Annotated in this window: 12 protein-coding genes; 4 read left to right on the top strand and 8 right to left on the bottom strand. The window is 68.2% G+C overall.

Going from position 1 to position 15,500, the window contains the following annotated elements; all coding sequences use genetic code 11:
* Positions 1–302: 302 nt before the first annotated feature.
* On the top strand, positions 303–3,569 hold the full coding sequence (locus NR798_RS03085; RefSeq protein ID WP_375769888.1) for a PAS domain-containing protein: 3,267 nt from the start codon (positions 303–305) through the stop codon (positions 3,567–3,569).
* Here NR798_RS03085 and NR798_RS03080 read toward each other — a convergent pair.
* Both NR798_RS03080 and NR798_RS03075 read right to left on the bottom strand, forming a co-directional pair.
* The gene (locus NR798_RS03080) at positions 3,564–4,319 is read right to left on the bottom strand and encodes a DUF4184 family protein (protein ID WP_375769887.1); all 756 of its coding nucleotides are present in this window, start codon (positions 4,317–4,319) and stop codon (positions 3,564–3,566) included. The genes NR798_RS03085 and NR798_RS03080 overlap by 6 nt on opposite strands.
* A gap of 22 nt (positions 4,320–4,341) precedes the next feature.
* Positions 4,342–7,986, bottom strand: coding sequence for a hypothetical protein (locus tag NR798_RS03075; RefSeq protein ID WP_375769886.1), 3,645 nt, complete (start codon positions 7,984–7,986; stop codon positions 4,342–4,344).
* Positions 7,987–8,313: 327 nt separating this feature from the next.
* Here NR798_RS03075 and NR798_RS03070 point away from each other — a divergent pair, with 327 nt between their 5' ends.
* On the top strand, positions 8,314–9,456 hold the full coding sequence (locus NR798_RS03070) for a hypothetical protein (RefSeq protein ID WP_375769885.1): 1,143 nt from the start codon (positions 8,314–8,316) through the stop codon (positions 9,454–9,456).
* Here NR798_RS03070 and NR798_RS03065 read toward each other — a convergent pair.
* Positions 9,453–9,908, bottom strand: coding sequence for a YaiI/YqxD family protein (locus tag NR798_RS03065; protein ID WP_375769884.1), 456 nt, complete (start codon positions 9,906–9,908; stop codon positions 9,453–9,455). The genes NR798_RS03070 and NR798_RS03065 overlap by 4 nt on opposite strands.
* Before the next feature lie 452 nt (positions 9,909–10,360).
* On the opposite strand from NR798_RS03065, the gene NR798_RS03060 reads away from it, so the two are divergent.
* Entirely contained in the window at positions 10,361–10,960 is a 600-nt protein-coding gene (locus NR798_RS03060) for a DarT ssDNA thymidine ADP-ribosyltransferase family protein (RefSeq protein ID WP_375769883.1), read from the top strand.
* Positions 10,957–12,021 (top strand): macro domain-containing protein, encoded by a 1,065-nt coding sequence (locus NR798_RS03055; protein WP_375769882.1) that lies wholly within the window; start codon positions 10,957–10,959, stop codon positions 12,019–12,021. The genes NR798_RS03060 and NR798_RS03055 overlap by 4 nt, the downstream gene beginning before the upstream one ends.
* A 73-nt stretch (positions 12,022–12,094) precedes the next feature.
* Here the strand turns inward: NR798_RS03055 and NR798_RS03050 are convergent, their stop codons facing one another.
* From NR798_RS03050 to NR798_RS03030, 5 genes are all read right to left on the bottom strand, one after another.
* Complete coding sequence (locus NR798_RS03050; protein ID WP_375773715.1) at positions 12,095–12,553, bottom strand: group II truncated hemoglobin; 459 nt, start codon at positions 12,551–12,553, stop codon at positions 12,095–12,097.
* Positions 12,554–12,617: 64 nt separating this feature from the next.
* Entirely contained in the window at positions 12,618–13,505 is an 888-nt protein-coding gene (locus NR798_RS03045; protein ID WP_375769881.1) for a 5'-3' exonuclease H3TH domain-containing protein, read from the bottom strand.
* A 26-nt stretch (positions 13,506–13,531) separates the two neighbouring features.
* Positions 13,532–14,248, bottom strand: a complete 717-nt coding sequence (locus NR798_RS03040; protein WP_375769880.1) for a double-CXXCG motif protein — start codon at positions 14,246–14,248, stop codon at positions 13,532–13,534.
* A 7-nt stretch (positions 14,249–14,255) separates the two neighbouring features.
* Positions 14,256–14,990, bottom strand: a complete 735-nt coding sequence (locus tag NR798_RS03035; protein ID WP_375769879.1) for a TIGR02269 family lipoprotein — start codon at positions 14,988–14,990, stop codon at positions 14,256–14,258.
* On the bottom strand, positions 14,987–15,460 hold the full coding sequence (locus tag NR798_RS03030; RefSeq protein ID WP_375769878.1) for a macro domain-containing protein: 474 nt from the start codon (positions 15,458–15,460) through the stop codon (positions 14,987–14,989). Before NR798_RS03030 ends, NR798_RS03035 begins: the two co-directional genes overlap by 4 nt.
* Between the last annotated feature and the right edge of the window lie 40 nt (positions 15,461–15,500).

The raw sequence follows: 15,500 nt of genomic DNA, 5'->3' as shown, positions 1-15,500 counted from the left end.
CTCCACGTGCGGCCGGTGGTGGGCGCAACCGTCCAGAGCATCCCGGGCAATCCGAAATGGGCCCTGGCTCCCATCGAAATGGCGTGGGTGGGCAGGTCTCTCGGGCAGATCTGTCGGCGAGCCTGACAGCGGGGCATGGCCTCACACCGCCAGACGGGTGCAGCGTTCTTCTCCAGACGTATCGGCCGCACGGTAGCCCTCACTCCAGTTCAGGAAACCCATCACGCGGCCGTGTCCCCTTGCGCCCCGGTGGATGGCACGGTCACAGTCCTCTGGAGACTCCCTCCCGTGCCGTACCACTCATGAGTGCTCACCCGTCCGACAGAGAAGAGGCCCAGCAAACCGAGGCTGGCAGCGCCGAGTGCCAGCGGGCCGAGGAGCGCCTCCTGGAGCGGGACGAGCAACTGCGCCTCGCGCAGGAAGCGGGCGGCATCGGCGTGTTCACGGTGGAGATCGCCACGAACCTGATGACCGTCACCCCGGCGTTCTGCCGGCTGTACGGCCTCGCGCCCGTGGACGCGATGCCCGTGACCGACATCGAGGCGCTCGTGTTCCCCGAGGACCGGGATGTCGCCTCGACCACGAAGAGCCGGGCCTTGGGGCTCGCGCGGACCACCGTCGAGTACCGCATCCGCCGGCATGACACGGGCGAGCCGCGGTGGATCTCCCGGCGGGCCGAGTTCGTCCGCGACGCCGAGGGCAGGCCCATCCGGCTCCGCGGCGTCGTCCAGGATGTGACCTACCGCCGGCTGGCCGAGGATGCACTCCGCGAGGCCAACGAGCGGCTCCAGCTCGCACTCGACGCGGGCCCGGTGATTGGTACCTGGGTCTGGGACATCCCGGCCGACCGGTTCACGGCCGACGAGCGCTTCGCCCGCTCCTTTTCGCTCGAGCCGGAGCGGGCCGCCCGGGGGCTGCCGCTCAGCGTGGTCGTGGAGTCCATCCACCCCGGGGATGTCCCGAGGATCCAGGCCCTGCTCGCCCGGACGATGGAGACCGGCGGCCCGTACCGCGCCGAGTACCGCGTCCGGCAGCTCGATGGCTCCTATCTCTGGATTGAAGCGAATGGCCGTTGCGAGCTCAGTGCCGAAGGCAAGCCCCTGCGCTTCCCCGGCGTGCTGATCAACGTCAATGAGCGCAAGAAGGCGGAGCTGCGCCAGGCCGCCCTCGTCGAGCTGGGTGACCGGCTGCGGGACCTGGGCGACACGCCCAGCATCGCGGGCACCGCCATGGAGATCGCCGGGCGCCTCTTCGGTGTGCCGCGCGCTGGCTACGGCACCTTCGATGCGGCACAGCGGCTCTTCCACATCGAGCGGGATTGGGTCTCGGGCCCCGGCGTCGCCAGCGTGGCCGGCCTGCACCGGTTCGAGGACTACGGCACGCACTTCGAGAACCTCGAGCGGGGCGAGCTGGTCGCCATCCCGGACGTCGAGAAGGACCCGAGGACCGCCGCCGCTTCCGGCAAGCTGCTGGCCTCTGGCATCCGCGCGCTGCTCAACGTGCCCCTGCGGGAGCAGGGCCGGCTGGTCTCCGTCCTGTTCATCCATGACGCGGAGGTCCGCGCCTGGACCCAGGACGAGCTCGAATTCACCCGCAACGTCGCCGATCGCATCTGGGCCGCGAGCGAGCGCGTCAGGGCGATGGCGGAGCTGCGGCGGGCCAACGAGACGCTCGAGCAGCGCGTCGAGCAACGCACGCGCGAGCGCGACCGCATCTGGAACGTCTCCCAGGACCTGCTGCTGGTGGCGGACCTCGAGGGCCGCTACCTCAGCGTCAACCCGGCGTGGACCGCGCTGCTCGGCTGGAGCGAGGAAGAGCTGCTGGGGAAGAGCTCCTCCTGGCTCGCGCACCCCGACGACCAGGAGAAGACGCGGGCCGAGGTGGCGAAGCTGGCCGCGGGAAACCGGACGCTGCGCTTCGAGAACTCCCTGCGGCACCGCAACGGCACCTACCACCGCCTCTCGTGGACCGCGGTGCCCGTGCCCGAGGACGGTGTGCTCTACGCCGTCGCGCGCGACATCACCGAGCAGCGCCAGACCGAGGAGCAGCTCCGCCAGTCGCAGAAGATGGAAGCCGTGGGCCAGCTCACCGGCGGCGTGGCGCACGACTTCAACAACCTGCTGCAGGTCATCGGCGGCAACCTCCAGCTGCTGCAGCGCGACATGGCCGGCAACCCACGCGCCCTCGGCCGCCTGCGTACCGCCGTTGGCGCCGTCGACCGGGGCGCGAAGCTCGCCTCCCATCTGCTCGCCTTCGCGCGCCGCCAGCCCCTCCAGCCCCTCGTCTTCAACCTGGGCCGGCTGGTGCGCGGCATGGATGAACTGTTGCGCCGCACCCTGGGCGAGGGCATCGAGATCGAGACCCTCATCCCCAGCGGCCTGTGGAACACGTTCGCGGACCCCAACCAGCTCGAGAACGTCCTGCTCAACCTGGCCATCAACGCCCGGGATGCCATGGCCCACGGCGGCAAGCTGGTCATCGAGGCCGGCAACGCCTGGCTGGATGACCGCGACGCCTGGCTGCACCCGGAGGTGGTGCCCGGCCAGTACGTGCTCCTCACCGTCTCCGACTCCGGCTGCGGCATGCCCCCGGAGGTGCTGGAGCGCGTCTTCGAGCCCTTCTTCACCACCAAGCCCGAGGGCCGTGGCACCGGGCTCGGCCTGAGCATGGTGTATGGCTTCGTCAAACAGAGCGGCGGCCACATCCAGCTCTCCAGCCAGGTGGGGCTCGGCACGTCCATCAAGCTCTACCTGCCCCGCGCCCTGCGGACGGAGGAGGCACTGCCCACCGAGCTCCCCACGGGCCCCGTCGAGGGAGGAAGCGAGACCGTCCTCGTGGTGGAGGACAACGCCGAGGTGCGTGCCACGGTGGTGGAGATGCTAACGGAGCTGGGCTACCGCGTGCTCAAGGCCGCCGATGGCCAGAGCGCCCTGGCCATCCTCCAGAGCGGCATCCCCGTGGACCTGCTGTTCACCGACGTGGTGATGCCGGGCCCCATCCGCGGCGCCGAGCTGGCCCGGCAGGCCAAGGCGCTGCTGCCGGACCTCGAGGTGCTCTTCACCTCCGGCTACACGGAGGATGCGATCGCCACGGGCGGGCGGCTCGACCCGGGCGTCCACCTGCTGAGCAAGCCCCATCGCCGCGAGGACATGGCCCGCAAGGTGCGCCAGCTGCTCGACCACCGCACGCGGCGGCCCGACCGGCGGCAGCGCGTGCTGCTGGTGGAGGATGATGAGGACATCCGCTCCTCGGCGTGCGAGCTGCTGGGCCTGCTGGGGCACGACGTGCTGGCGGTGTCGAGCGCGGAAGAGGCCCGGGCGGCCCTGGCGGCCGGTGGCTTCGGCGTGTTGTTCACGGATGTGACGCTGCCGGGCTCGTCGGGCGTGGAGCTCGCTCAAGAGGCGGCGCGGCACAGGCCGGGAATGGGAATCATCATCGCCTCGGGGCTCGGGAGCACGGCGCTCGCCGGGGGCTCCGAGAAGCTGGAGGGAGCGGTGATGCTGCCCAAACCGTATGCGCTGCCGCAGATCCGCCGGGCCCTGGAGCAGGTGGAGCGCCGCCACTCATGACCGCCCGCGCCACCGGACGAGCGCGCACCCCACGGTGAGCCCCGCGAGCGCCCCCGTCACCGTGGGCCAGAAGGCCCACCACAGCTGCGCCTCCAGCGCCCCCATGTCCTGGTAGCGCGCCAGCCGCAGCACCAGTCCCAGCACCGCCCCGGCCGCCGTCGGCACCAGCACGCGCAGATAGTCGGCCCAGGCGCCCCCCGCCACGGGCTCCAGGTGCCGGTAGCGGCTCGCCATGTACCCGAGCACCACGAGCGAGCCCACCAGCGACGAGCCATGCTGGAGGACCCGCGCCAGCGGCAGATTCCTGCTCCCCACCGGGACGAGGACGTCCGGGTAGAGCACCTCGGCGGGCCACATCCTGGCGTGGGTGAAGCCATCCCAGAGCAGGTGCGTGCTGGCGCCGAGCACCAGCGCCGCCACGATGGCCACCCAGGCGAGGGGTGTTGCCGGCAGCCCCTCGGTGTGCACGAAGCGGCCCCACTGCACGCCCCCCACCTCGGGCAGGGCGCGTCTCAGCGCGGGCAGGACGAGCGCCTCCAGCCACACCAGCACCGCGAGCCCCACCGGCACGCAGAAGAGGATGAAGCCGGGGAACTCGTGCGCGTAGTCACCGAGCTCGCGCACGGCATACACGTAGGAGAGGTCCGGCGCACAGGCTCCGACGACGAGCGCGGTGGGCAGCACGCCCCTCCGGCACAGCCGGAAGAATGGGAGCACCGCGGCGGCATGGGCTGGCAGGGTGACGGGCATGGGCGAGGGAGGGGCTGCGCACTCAGGCCGCGTCCGCGTCCTTGTCCTCGTGGGACTGGGCCGTGCCCGCGTCCTCCGGCTTCCAGGGCCATGCCAGCGGGGCGATGCGCGCGTAGAGCAGGAACAGGGCCTCTCCGTCGGTGTGCTCTCCGCACACGCGGCTCGCCTCGCTCAGCAGCAGCCCCGGCGACAGCACCCGGCCGGACTTGCGCAACGCGGGCCTCAGCTCCTCCGGCACCGCCGCCAGGATGCCCTCCTTGTTGAGCCGCTCGTCATTCGCCTCCGCGCACAGCTCCAGGTGCCGGCTCAGCTCCGCCTTCAGCCGCGCGTCGTACCCGAAGACGTACGAGCACATCTGGAACAGCTCCGAGCCCGCCTCCGTCATCAGGTCCGACTGCTCCCGTGCGAAGCCCGGCTCGCCCGCCGCCCGCCACAGGCAGTCCCACTTCGCCTGCGAGGCGTAGCGCGCGTACAGCGCCCGCGCCGTGAGGTAGCTCTGCATCGAGTCGTGGAAGAAGCGCACGTGCCTGGGCACCGGCCCCGGCCTCGCGTCCGCCGCCACCAGCAGCCCCGCGTCCAGCAGCTTCCTCAGGTTCGCCTCGTCCGGACTGTCGCGGCAGACGATGAGCCGGCTGCGGTGCTCCCAGTAGCTGCCCAGGCACAGCGCCTCCGCGAAGCCCAGCATCTCCGAGGTCTTCGCGTCGTCCGGCTCCTGCTTCAACAGCCCCGCGAAGACGGCCCGGTAGAGATTGATGACGCTGTCCACCCCGCCCGCGCCGAAGCGCAGCGCCAGCCGCACGAGGATGGGCACGTACGTCCCGTCCGCCGCCCGGCCCCGGCAGATGCGCTGGAGGGACTCGGTGAGCGGCACCGGCTTGCCGTCCGGTCCCGGGTACGCCGCCTGGAAGCGCTCCAGCCCCGCCGCGTCCAGCCGCTTGGGCTCCACCGCCATCCAGCGCAGCGCGTGCGCCATCGCCGTCCGGTACGCCTCGTTGGGCCTCGCCGACAGCAGCACCGGCGCGTGCAGCCCCATCTCCCGCTCCAGGTAGCGGCGCAGCGCCTCCGGCTCCAGCTTCGACTCGGTGAGGCCGTCCAGCACCAGGAAGAAGTCCCCCGACTCCAGCAGCGCGTCCCGCAGCCCCTCCGGCAACCCCAGCTCCTGCAGCGCCTCCTTCGCGGCCGTCTCCAGGTCCTCCGCCGCTGGATCGATGAACACGGGCAGCGGCGAGGACGGCTGCTTCTCGAAGTGCTCCAACGACAGCCGCACCAGCCGCCGGAGGAGCGCGCTCTTCCCCCGGCCTCCCGCGCACTGGATGAGCAGGTGCGCGCGCTCGCGCGTGAGCAGCCCGCACAGCTCCTCGGCCGTGCGCTCCGAGGGCGAGGGCGGCACCCCGGCCCCCGCGTACTCGGTGACGTGCGAGGAGAGCTCCACGAACACCTCGCCGTTGGCCTGCGCGGAGGCCACGTCCACCCGGCGGCGCACCTGCCGGACATGCGCGGCGAAGAAGCGGCGCCGGAAGGCGGGCCAGCGCAGCAGCGGCGCGGCGGCCCAGGAGAACGGGTGGGTGAAGACGAGCCGGCGGAACACGGCCGGTGACAGCAGCCCCAGGCCCGCGCACAACACCAGCTCCGCGCACGTCACGGCCAGCACCGTGGGCAGGTGGATGCGCAGCCCGCCCAACAATCCCATCAGCTCGCCACCGCCCGCCCCCACTCCGGTGAGGATGTAACCGATGAGCGGCAACCACCTGCGCGACGCGCCCGAGGGGCTCAGCAGCAGCATGGGCAACAGCAGCAACAGCGTCACCGCGAGACACGCGAGCGCGGTGCGCACCCAGACGCGGTCGAGCAGCCGCACACCGAAGGGCACGTGCTGGAAGGTGGCGGTGAGCTGGGTGCCATTCTCCACCGCGTGCGTCACCACGGCGAGGGAGAGGTGCTCCGCGCTTCCCGACGGCGGTTTCACCACGATGGGCTGGGCCGTGGCGAGACGCCACTCCCACTCCCCGTCCAGCTCGCCCGGGCCATTCTCCGGACGCAACTTGAACAGCAGCGTGCGCCCGGCCGCCTTCGCATGCGCGAGCCCTGGCCAGTCGAGCTCCAGCGACTCCAGCGGCGCTCCCGCCTCGAGGCGGCCCTCCACCTGAACCCCTCCCTTCGCGTCTCGCTCGAGCCTGGCTCCACCGGCGAAGCCCACCCGCACCCGTCCCACGTCCGAGGCCTCTCCGTAGACGTAGCCCCTCGGGCTACCGGTCACCCAGGCGCGGCGCGTGCCCGGAATCGGGAACACCCCATTCATCCCCACGCCCTCGAGCACCTGCGTGGACTGCAGCCCGTCCTGACCGAGCGAGAACCGGTGAAGCCGGGTCGCACCGTCCGACAGCACCCACGCCCCTTGCGCATCCGCCACCACCAATTGGGGCTCGTGAAGGTACGTCACCGCCTGGTCGCCCGAGGTGATGACCCGTCCCTTCACGGACAGCAGGCTGACCCCACCGGCCTCCGTCACCGCCCAGGCGTGCTCCGCCGAGAGCGGGAGGAGCTGCGCCCACCCCAGACCCTCCGCATCCGCGCTGCGCGCCACCTCTTCCCCACCCTCGCCCAGGAGGTAGACGCGCCGCCTGTCACCTACCCAGACATGCCCGTCCGGAGAGCTTCCCACTCCTGGCATCCCTTCCACCTTCACACCGGGACCCACCACCGCCCCGTCGAGCCCCACGAGCTTCAACTCGAAGACCGGGGCCAAAGCACCGGCGGGGCTCGTGACCTGCAACGCCCACACGCGATCGGCGTCACGGTGGGCGAAGAGCTGCTGGACGCCGTCGAGCAGGGGCTTCGCGGTGGTCTTCACTCCCTCCCGGCTCGCGAGCAGGAACTGCGGCTCGCTCTTCCCGGACTGCTGCGCGAGCACCCAGGCCCGGTCGGGCTGCCGGGTGGGAAGCAGAGTCCCCACGTTCCCCACGTACAGGGGCCTCGAGTTGGAGCGGGCGCCCTCCCGCGGGTTCACGTGGAGGAGGCTCTGGTCCAGCACGAGCCAGCTCTGCTGTCCCTTCGCCACGGGCAGCATCTGGCGCGCGGTGATCCACCCCTGCCCTGATGAAGTGAGGGCCACCTCCTGCCCCTCCTCGCCCGAGGCATCGAGGACCGTCAGGTGCTTCAGGTTGAGGGACGAGACCACCCAGAGCCGCTCGTTCCCCTCGGACGGCATGGCCATCACTTCCTGGGCTGGCACCGAGAGCTGCCGGATGAGCTTCTGGTGGTCCACCAGGTAGAGCACGGTGCTCGGTTTGAAGGGCGAGGGCATCTGCGCGAAGACCCATGCCCGCTCGGAGTCCGCCGTGGACACGACCTGCGTCACCTGCACGCCCTTGTCGCCGACTCCCTCGATGGCCTGCTCGCGGCCCGCCTCGTCCACGAGCCAGAACCCGGCTCGGCCAGGAGTCCAGACCCAGGCGTGGCCGCCATGCCCGCACGGCTCCATCTGGCTGCCGTTGGCGAGCGGTTGCAGCCAATGACCCTCGACCTTCGCCTCGACGGGCGGCGGAGGGGCCTCGCTCCGGGCACAGCCCGCAGCGCTCCCGAGCAACAGGAGCACGGCGCTCGCGAGAAGCAGGCCCGGGGAGACCGGGCTCCGCCGGAAGGACCGGGCACGGAAGGAAGTCGTCATGGTGAAGAGGGGCCGGAGGGAGGAACCGGAGACCGCGCGGTACGCCGACATTGTGGCACAAGAGCCCCGTCTCCGAGCCGTGCCTGCCCGCCAGGACCCCTGCCGTCCCTGCCCTCCCAGCGCCCGAGCAGAAAAACCGGCGCCAGGGAAGCGGGGAGCCCCGCGGACCCACCGGGAAGCCCCCGCACCCGACACCTCCCGGGCTGCGGGTGCGTGACACCCGACACCGCACCGCCCCACGGGACGAGAGAGCGCCCGGGACTGAACGATGCACCCCCGGGCCGCCCGACCCATCTTCCCCCCACGTTACGCCTAGGAGACCTGTGTATGCGGCTCGTCGTTTCCCTGATGTGTCTTGGTCTGCTGACCGCGAATGGCATCGCGCGGGCGCAGTCCACGTCCACCCCCCAGCCGGCTTCGCCCGCGGTGCAGACACCGCCCGCGACGCCGCCTCCGGCCGTCACACAGCCGCCCGCGACCACGACCCAGCCACCTCCGCCACCTCCGCCGCCCGCGGTGCAACCGGCGCCTCCACCTCCTCCAACGCCCGCGGCCCAGGCCGCGCCGCCTCCGCCTCCTCCACCGCCCGAGGCCTCGACGGCCACCGAGCCCCCGTCGCGCTACAGCCGCTTCTCCTATGGCTCCGGCGGCATGCTGCTCGTCTTCACCGAGTTGCTCAGCGGCGCGGTGACGGGCGGCATCCTCGGCAACACCTTCGAGTCGGAGAACGGGGCCTACGTGGGCGCGGTGCTCGGAAGCCTGTCGCTCGGCACCGCCGCGGCCCTGTACCAGTACTACGTCCCGGTGGAGCGCAACGAGTCGCTGCTCGCCGCGGGGGGTGCCGCGCTGGGCTTCCTCGCCGGCTTCGGCTACGGCAGCGAGCAGGGGCTCAGCTCGCGCGACCGCGCCGTCACCACGCTGCTCACCACGCAGGCCGGCATCATCGGCGCGCTGGCGGCCACGTCGCTGCCCGGTGACGTGAGCGATGGGGATGCGTCGCTGGTGGGAATGAGCTCCCTGTACGCCTTCGTGCTCACCGGGCTCGTGCAGTCCACGGTGTTGCTCTCGGAACCGGGAGACCAGGACCCGAACCTGTCGCCGACGCTGGTGGCGCCCCTGCTCGGCATGGGGCTGGGAGGCCTGCTGGCGGTGCCGTTCGAGCTCTCGGCGTCGCGCGTCTTCAAGCTCACGGTGATGCCCATGGGCGTGGGCGCGGTGCTGCTGCTGGCGGGCACGGCGCTCGCGAATGGCCCGGCCGTCCCGCTCTCGGCCATCGGCGGCATCGCGGCCACCTTCGTCATCACGGCGCTGGTCACCGCCGAGGAACCGATGCCCTATCCGCCCACCTCACCGGGGCTGCGGAGCCAATCGTCCGAGACCTTCCGGGCCGTCCCCGTGCCGGTGTTGATGCGCACGGGCCGGCGCAGCGAGTCCCTCACGGCGGGCCCGGGTCTGCTGATGCGCTTCTAACGGGCCTTGAGCAGCCGGGTGAGCTCGCGGTCCAGCGAGGCGGCGAACTGCTGGCGGTCCTGGTTGGAGAACCCGCTGGGACCGCCGGTCATCACGCCGCCGTCGCGCAGCTCCTGCATGAAGTTCCGCACGGAGAGGCGCTCGGAGATGTTCTCCTCGCTGAACAGCTCTCCCCGGGGGTCGAGCACCACCACGCCCTTGGGAACGAGCAGCGCGGCGAGGGGGATGTCCTGGGTGACGGCGAGGTCTCCGGCCTGGGCCGAGGAGGCGATATAGCCATCCGCCACGTCGAGCCCCGCGCCCACCTGCACCGTGGAGACGAGCTCCGAGCGAGGCAGGGTGAGGCGCTTGTTGGCCACGAAGACGGTGGCGAGGCCCAGGCGCTGCGAGGCCCTCAAGAGGATGTCCCGCACCGGCCCCGGACACGCATCGGCGTCGACCCAGATCTGCATGTAGCCGCGAATCCTCTCAGAGGAGCCCAACGAAGGCACGCGGTACATCACTCAACTCGCTGGGAATTTTTCCCTAACTCTACAGATAGCTTCTTAAGGTCATTCAACTATCGCATACACGGACATTGCTGTAACCGAGGAACCGAGCAGCTAGGAATGATTCTTAGTTCCGGAAGCCGAGCCACAAAGGATCTAACTATCTGAAATTACGACATTTTTCTCCAAGACCGGCTTCAACCCACACAAGAGGACGTTGCTATGCACTTCGTCCTATCCATAGAGCCAGCTTGGCGCCAGCTCGCTTGCTTAATAACGTGGAATAAGTCCGTCTCTTCCATAGCTCGAACCCCAAACCACATGCGCCCACATCAACAAGCCTAGTGCAGCACCCCTTCAATATGGCGGTAGGCTGTTGTATCCTCAAGCCTCTGATGTAGGCAGAGGGAGCAGCCATGGCCGGAAACCGCGACAAGAAGCTCGTTTACCATCTCACGGCTATCAAAAACTTGATTAGTATTAAGCAGAACGGGCTGCTCTCGCGTCGTAGCCTGCGGAAGAATCGCATTAATTTCAAGGATGTAGCGGATAGTGAGATCCTAGATGGTCGTAGTCAATTTGACCTTGACGCAATGGTTCCATTCCACTTCATCCACAAAAGCCCTTTTGATTACGCGGTCGTCCACGCGAACCCGAAAACATCTTTCGCCTTGCTCTGCGTGCGGCGCACCGTTGCACGAGCTCAAGGGTGGAAGATAATCGCCCGTCATCCGCTCTCTGGCACCGAATCCATTGAGGTACACGAATGGGATGATGGCATCGACAGCATTGATTGGTCGCAAATGGATCGCGACAATCGCGATTATGACGACCATGAATGCAAAATGGTCTGCATGGCCGAAGCACTGAGCCCAACCAATGTGGCGTTTTCTGACATCTCCAACATTTTCACCGCATCCGAACAAGCCAAGGATGCCGTCCTCGACGCACTTGGCGTAGAACACTCTCGACTAATCACAGTCAACCCCAGCATGTTCCCTCGAGGCTGCAAATGATTCGCTTCGTACATGGCAATCTTTTTGACAGCCGAGCAGAGGCCCTCGTCAACACCGTCAACTGCGTAGGCGTCATGGGCAAGGGCATCGCTCATCAATTCAAAAGAGCGTACCCGCGCATGTTTAACGACTATGCATCAAAATGCCGTCGCGGCGAGATACGCCTTGGCGAAACGACTTCATTTCGAGAGTCCGGCAAAATCGTAATCAATTTTCCAACCAAGGGTCACTGGCGCGCATCCTCTCGATTTGAGGACATCGTTACAGGATTACACTCATTGCGCGAATTGATCGCGCGTGAACGCATCCGCTCAATCGCCCTGCCTCCGTTAGGATGCGGAAACGGTGGGCTCGAATGGTCTCAAGTCAAACGGGCGATCATAAGAGAGTTGGAAGACCTCAACGACGTCGACATTGAGGTTTATGAGCCTACAGTCCGATTCGAGTCGCAAGTAGCTCAAGAGCCCAAAGTATCTTTATCCCACTTTGTTCTGGCGGGACTGCGCGTAGGCCTTCAGCGACCGACCAAGCTCACAATCCAAAAGGCAGCATATTTCTTCAATGTCTATGCCGACACTGAGTACTTCAGGTTTACCGAGTACAAATTCGGTCCTTATTGTGTAGGCATAGAGCCGATGCTCAATACTATTCGCGACTATCTTGCATTCACAAAGATGGATGCACAAGCGATGCTTCAGGACGGCAGAAACCGCAAACTCGCCGGAAATGATGCAGATCGACTTCGCGCATGGAACGCAGCAATAAACGCAGCCACAACCATATGCAACAAAACAGCCGATAAGCTGGAAGCAGTAGCCACAGCTCACGCAGTCATAGCCCGCAAGGGTTTCTTATCCCACGACCGTCTCGTCCCTGATTTTTTGAGCTGGTCTAAAGAAAAATCCGAGAGGTATCAGGAAGACGATGTGCTTGAAGCAGCTAGAATTCTTGAACGAGAAGGGTTAATTCGGCGCACGCTGCTGGGTTTTGAGTGCTGCACACCACGTCCTTATTCAGCTGAGATCCGCGCCACAGCCACGAATCAAGATAGCGTGCGCTGAATTCAGCCCCCAACCGCCGTAGTCCTCTATACACTGCAACTGCATCTTGTGAGCGCCCTTGCCAGGTGCTCGTTCAGCCCTCGACGTTGCGCAGGAAGTCGGCCACGTCGGAGAAGCGCTGGTCGAGGAAGCGGCGCAGGTTGCCCTTCACCCCCCGGGCGTCCATTGCCCGCTGCATGCAGCGCAGCCAGGCGTCGCGCTGGGCGACGTCCACGGGGAGGTGGCCATGGCGCATGCGCAGGCGCGGGTGGCCGTGCTTCTCCATGTAGTGCTGGGGCCCGCCCAGCCAGCCGATGAGGAAGAGGCCGAAGCGCTCGCGCATGCCGCGGGACACCTTGCCGTGCTCATCCAGCTCGTGCAGGCGGGCGAGCGCGGGCTCGCTCGCATCCATGGCGTCGTAGAAGGCCTCGGCCAGGGCCTGCACCCCCGCCTCACCGCCCAGGCGGTGGAAGGGCATGTCCTCCATGGAGGGGACCCAGTTGTCGTCGGTGCCAGGAATGTTCAGCCCGATGGGCTTCAGCTCGGTGGACATAGCGGTGTTCAACCCCGTGCCCATGTGCGCCATTTCTGGGCGCCATGCAACCCCTGGCTGGGCTTCACGCCGGTTCCGCCGCCCAGCGCTTGGGGCGCGTCTTGAGCGTGGTGAGCCCCAGGGAGTCGCACAGCGCGAGGAAGCGCGCCCGGGGGACGCCGGCCCAGGCGAGGTCCTTCAGAGACTCGGCCAGGGGCGCGTCCGTCACCAGGGTGGCCAGCTTGCGGTACAGCAGCGCTTCCTCGCGGTGCTCGCGCAGGGTGGCGGCGAGCTTGTCCGCGCCTCGGGGGCGGACGGACCAGGCGCTCGCGTCCGCGGGGATGGCCTCCAGGTGGCCGTAGGCGTTGAGCAGCGCGGACGCGCCCTTCTCTCCGAAGCCGGGCAGGCCGGGGATGCCGTCCGCGTCGTCGCCCACGAGCGCCAGCAGGTCCGGCACACTCGCCGGGGGGACGCCGAGCTTCGCCCGCACGGCGTCCTCGTCCAGCTCCTTCTGCTGCTTGCGGTCCACCTGCACGACGTGGCGGCCGCGCACGCACTGGCCGAGGTCCTTGTCCGGGGTGAGCAACCGCACCTGCTCCACCTGCCCGGCCCAGAGCGCGGAGGCGGTGGCGAGCGCATCATCCGCCTCGAAGTCCTTCATGGACCAGACGGTGAGCCCGAGCGCCCGCATGGCCTCCTCGGCGAGGTCGAACTGGGCATGCAGCTCGGGGGGCACGCCGTCGTCGGACTTGTAGCCGGCGAAGAGCGCATTGCGGAACGAGCGGATGGGATTGTCGAAGGCCAGGGCGATGTGCGTCACCGACTCCTCGGCGTCGTGCAGCAGCGCGAGCATCGAGGAGACGAGCCCCACGGTGGCCTTCACATCGCGGCCATCCGGCGCCGTGGCCCCAGGCCGGGGCGAGAAGTGGGCACGGTAGAGCTCATAGGTCCCGTCGACGAGGTGCAGGCGCATGGGCGCTGTCTACTCCAATCCGCGCCTCAGCGCAGGTGCAGCTCGCGGATGGACACCTCCTCGAAACCGAGGCGATGGATGGCCTCCACGAGGCGCTCGCTGGCCACGATGACGGTGGTGAAGTTGGCCAGCCGGAACAGGTCCAGGTGCTCGGGCAGAGAGGCCCGGTCGAGAATGGGCTTGTCCGGGAAGCTGAAGCCGTGCCGGCCACACCGTCCACACGGCACGGCCTTGCCGGGTGGAATGCAGTCCCGGTGCAGCAGGCCGTGGGGCTCGATTTGAAGCTCCAGCAGCTCCGGCGCCTGTCTCTGCCGGAAGCGCAACTGGGTGCGGCCTCCCTCGAGTCCCCGGATGCCTTCGGCGTGCAGTTGCTCCAAAGCCTCACGGCGGATGAGCAGCCGCCAGGCGTATGGCATGAAGAGCTGCCCAAAGGTGCCGCGGGCCGAGCCCACGAGTGGGCCGAACTTCGTCCCCGGCCACAAGGGCACGCCGGCGGGTACCAAGGGCCGGACCAGCTCACGGAGACGAACGAACTCCTCGAAGTCCTCCTCCAGGTAGGGCTCTTCGAGCTTTTTCGCCTCTGGCAGCCCCGACAAGTCGGTGCACGGGTATGAATCCGAGGCACTGCTCCAGGTGGCATCACATTCCGGGCAGTGAGTACCGGGCAATCCCCACTTGTAGTTGGCGTTGACCTCGCCCGTGCAGGACCAATCCTCCGGAGAGTCCAAGCGGTAGAAGGTCATGCTCGCCTCAGTATGGAATGGGGGGTGGTAGCCGCACCGAACCGTAGTACGGCTGAAGGGGTGCAAACAGACCAAAGCGGACACACAGCTCCCAGGCGTGCTTCCAGATTTCCTCTTTCGTCGCTCCCGGGTTGGCCTTGATGAATTGCCGCCAGGCCTCGTTCCAGGGGCCACCCCTCGCGCCCCGATGGATGCGTTCGTGGAGCTGCTTCTCGATGAGCATCGTCCATTGATGGATGTCGACGCCCTGCTCCTTGAACCACGCCTTGAACTCCTGCGGGAAGATGTGGTGCTTCTCGTGAGGCCGGTTCAGCCGCGCATTCGCCTCCGCGATGAGCTGCTTCTGGCTCGGCAGCAGGTTGCGCAGGTGGTGGTTCTTCCAGGGGATGACGAAGATGGGCTCGCGCTCTCCCGGGTAGCGCAGTGGCCAGCCCCGGTACCGCATGGGCGTGACGGGGGAAGGCAGGTTGATGCCCACCGTCGTGCTCCCGGTGCGCGCCAGCACCACCCGCCCGGGCTCCACACCCGCCGCATCCGCGCCTTCGCGCGAGGACACCGCGTCCGCCGCCACGTCCTCGCAGCGGAAGAAGCCGCACACCTCCTCATCGCAGAGCAGGGCGACGCAGGTGTCCGCCGCTTCGCTCTCCGCTTCCTGGAAGGAGGCTCGCGAGGAAGGGCCCGAGGCCGCGCATCCGGCCAGCCACACACCGAGCAGCAGCCCCCAGCATCTCATCGTGTTCATGGCGTGGCCTTGCGGTAGCGGACCACGGTGACATCGACCTCCACGTCACGGGCCTCCAGCGTGGACACCATCACCTCGAGTGCCCGGGCCTCGTCGAAGCCGCCGCTGCCCGCGCCGATGACCGGGAACGCCACGGAGCCAAAGCCGTGCTCCCGGGCCCGGGCGAGCGCGTTCGTCACCGAGTCCCGGATGGACTTCTCCGACGCGCGCCACAACATGTTGATGCCCGCCACGTGGATGATGCCCCGGTAGGGCAGCCGGCCCGCGGAGGTGACCACCGCCGAGCCGAGGGGCATCGGCCCCACGCGCGCCAGCTCGCGGAACGGCGCCAGCCCTCCCCTCTTCTTGATGGCGCCCGAAACGCCCTGGGGCAAGAGCAGCCACCAGGGGATGATGTTCCGGTTCCAGGCGTTCACGATGGCCTCGGCCTGCTGCTCCAGCAGGTCTCCCTCGACGATGCGCGGCGTCATATGGCGGCCTCCAACCTCCACCAGTCAACGTGAGCGGCCG

Origin of the sequence: Archangium gephyra, from assembly GCF_042230915.1 — a bacterium.
Taxonomy (GTDB): Bacteria; Myxococcota; Myxococcia; order Myxococcales; family Myxococcaceae; genus Archangium; species Archangium gephyra_B.
This window is presented reverse-complemented; position numbering and strand designations above follow the sequence as displayed.

Excerpts from the sequence above, each read along its gene's own strand:
- NR798_RS03070 (WP_375769885.1), top strand. The coding sequence starts at position 8,314 with ATGCGGCTCGTCGTTTCCCTGATGTGTCTTGGTCTGCTGACCGCGAAT.
- NR798_RS03060 (WP_375769883.1), top strand. The coding sequence starts at position 10,361 with ATGGCCGGAAACCGCGACAAGAAGCTCGTTTACCATCTCACGGCTATC.
- NR798_RS03030 (WP_375769878.1), bottom strand. The coding sequence starts at position 15,460 with ATGACGCCGCGCATCGTCGAGGGAGACCTGCTGGAGCAGCAGGCCGAG.
- NR798_RS03085 (WP_375769888.1), top strand. The coding sequence starts at position 303 with ATGAGTGCTCACCCGTCCGACAGAGAAGAGGCCCAGCAAACCGAGGCT.
- NR798_RS03040 (WP_375769880.1), bottom strand. The coding sequence starts at position 14,248 with ATGACCTTCTACCGCTTGGACTCTCCGGAGGATTGGTCCTGCACGGGC.
- NR798_RS03035 (WP_375769879.1), bottom strand. The coding sequence starts at position 14,990 with ATGAACACGATGAGATGCTGGGGGCTGCTGCTCGGTGTGTGGCTGGCC.
- NR798_RS03045 (WP_375769881.1), bottom strand. The coding sequence starts at position 13,505 with ATGCGCCTGCACCTCGTCGACGGGACCTATGAGCTCTACCGTGCCCAC.
- NR798_RS03080 (WP_375769887.1), bottom strand. The coding sequence starts at position 4,319 with ATGCCCGTCACCCTGCCAGCCCATGCCGCCGCGGTGCTCCCATTCTTC.
- NR798_RS03065 (WP_375769884.1), bottom strand. The coding sequence starts at position 9,908 with ATGCAGATCTGGGTCGACGCCGATGCGTGTCCGGGGCCGGTGCGGGAC.
- NR798_RS03055 (WP_375769882.1), top strand. The coding sequence starts at position 10,957 with ATGATTCGCTTCGTACATGGCAATCTTTTTGACAGCCGAGCAGAGGCC.
- NR798_RS03050 (WP_375773715.1), bottom strand. The coding sequence starts at position 12,553 with ATGTCCACCGAGCTGAAGCCCATCGGGCTGAACATTCCTGGCACCGAC.
- NR798_RS03075 (WP_375769886.1), bottom strand. The coding sequence starts at position 7,986 with ATGACGACTTCCTTCCGTGCCCGGTCCTTCCGGCGGAGCCCGGTCTCC.